Raw genomic sequence first — 2,160 nt, 5'->3', positions numbered from 1 at the left:
AAAGTGCGATCGTCGGTAGGGCAATTTATACCGGCGATATTTTGCTAAAAGAAGCAATTCAAGCAGTCGGACAAGGGCGGTGGCAGGATGTACCGCCAGATTTGGGTTTTTCGAGTTTTGCTCGATCGTCTGAATCCTTTTGCCCGCATTAAAAAAACCGGAACGCTTCAGTTTTTGTGCGTCCCGGAGTGTCTGGTTTCAACGTCTTTTTTACTATCATCGCAACCATGTTTTTGAACCATACAATTACAGCTTTAAGTTCTGGGATGGCATCCCTAGTTGCTCCCATACCTTTGTTAGCAACAGTCGAGGCAGAAAATGCGCCGATCGTCCTCAGCGGAGTTTTGCTCACTTTAGTAGTGATTTACCTCGCCAGTAAATTAGGCGCGGAAGCGGCTATAAAATTTGATTTTCCGCCGGTTCTGGGTGAACTTGTAGCAGGGGTAATTGTTGGCGTATCTGCTTTACACCTAGTCGTTTTTCCCGGAAGCGGGCTGTCAGCATCCAACTCAGGGATTATGACAGTTCTGCAATCGATTAATCATCTGTCTCCTGCCGCCATCACCAGTGTGTTTGAATCGCAGAGTGAAGTCATTTCAGTGCTGGCTGAATTAGGCGTGATTGTTCTGCTGTTTGAAATTGGTTTGGAGTCGGATCTCAGACAACTAAAAGAAGTGGGGGTTCAAGCCGTCGTTGTCGCTTGTGCCGGCGTGGCAGTTCCCTTTGCCGCCGGTACTGCGGGCTTGATGATGATTTTCCACACTCCGGCGATTCCGGCGATTTTTGCGGGGGCTGCTTTGACGGCAACTAGCATCGGAATTACGTCAAAAGTTTTGTCGGAATTAGGACGGCTGAAATCTAAAGAAGGTCAAATCATTGTAGGTGCGGCGGTGATTGATGATGTGCTGGGAATTATTGTCTTGGCTGTTGTCGCGAGTTTAGCGAAAACCGGTGAGATTGATGTTGTTAATGTCATTTATTTGATTGTCAGTGCAACTGTTTTTCTGCTAGGTTCGATTCTGTTGGGCGGCATCTTTAACGAAAGCTTCACTGCGGTGGTGGAGAAGCTCAAAACTCGCGGCAATATTGTAATTCCCGCCTTTATTTATGCCTTGTTCATGGCGTTTCTGGCCAATGCAATTCATCTCGAAGCGATTTTGGGTGCCTTTGCTGCGGGCTTGGTTTTGGATGAAAGCGATGCGCGCAATGAGTTGGATGAATTGGTGAAACCCATCGCCGATATGATTGTACCCATCTTCTTTGTGACGGTGGGAGCTCGGGCGGATTTGGGGGTTTTGAACCCAACAGTGCCAGATAATCGGGCTGGTCTTTTGATTGCTGCTTTCTTGATTGTCGTTGCGATTTTGGGCAAGCTGGTGACTGGTTGGGTGGTGTTTGGTCTGCCGGGAATCAATCGATTGGCGATCGGAGTGGGGATGGTTCCTCGGGGCGAAGTCGGGTTAGTGTTTGCCGGCATCGGTTCGGCTAGTGGGGTTTTGGATAAACCGTTGGAAGTGTCGATTATTATCATGGTGATTCTGACGACTTTTTTGGCTCCGCCTTTTCTGCGGATTGCCTTTGGCGATACGGTAGAGCCTCCAGCTACTGGGGAACCTTCTAGCGAGCAAATCGTTTGATTAGCGGGTGATATTAAGTCTGTTTTGAGGTGGTTGGGGGCGATCGGCTGGTATTGAACCACTTTCCGGCGATCGTCTCCATTGCTACTCATTCGCCTCTAGGTTATGTTGCATTTCCACACCAACGGCACCACCAGCCGCATCTAAAGTTTCTAGCACTGCGTTTGACATATTTTGTCGATCGACCAGGCTGCGGTTTTGACTGAGCTTATAGTTGCCTTCCCACCGAGTAAAAGTCCTCTCAAAACCCACAATGCCGTTCATAAAACCTTCACGAAACCTCTTCGATAAACTGTCCCAGTGCGATTTGTAGCTAGCTTAATAGGTGTCTATTATCAGAAACGCTATAGCCATCCTAAATCATTTGTGAATTTCTTACTCCCTCCCCTTACTAAGGGGAGGGTTGGGGTGGGGTAAAAAATTTACGACTCATGTAGGATTGCTATATACAGCGGATTCCAGGTTTATGAAGTACAGTAGCAGCAGCTTGTAAACCAGTTTTTAAAGTGCTGTGGATTAACCC

General features: G+C 47.6%; 2 protein-coding genes. One reads left to right on the top strand and one right to left on the bottom strand.

Features of this window, described 5'->3' with window-relative positions:
• Positions 1 to 227 precede the first annotated feature (227 nt).
• A complete protein-coding gene (locus QUA20_RS31575; protein WP_333194276.1) occupies positions 228 to 1,637 on the top strand; it encodes a cation:proton antiporter in 1,410 nt (469 codons plus the stop codon).
• Between the two features lie 84 nt (positions 1,638 to 1,721).
• On the opposite strand, the gene QUA20_RS31570 is transcribed toward QUA20_RS31575, so the two are convergent.
• Positions 1,722 to 1,901: a hypothetical protein gene (locus QUA20_RS31570; RefSeq protein ID WP_333194275.1), complete on the bottom strand. Its 180-nt coding sequence runs from the start codon at positions 1,899 to 1,901 to the stop codon at positions 1,722 to 1,724.
• Between the last annotated feature and the right edge of the window lie 259 nt (positions 1,902 to 2,160).

Source organism: Microcoleus sp. Pol7_A1 (assembly GCF_036701085.1).
Taxonomy (GTDB): domain Bacteria; phylum Cyanobacteriota; class Cyanobacteriia; order Cyanobacteriales; family Microcoleaceae; genus Microcoleus; species Microcoleus asticus.
Note: the sequence above shows the minus strand (reverse complement) of the source record. Positions and strands in the feature narration are given on the sequence as shown.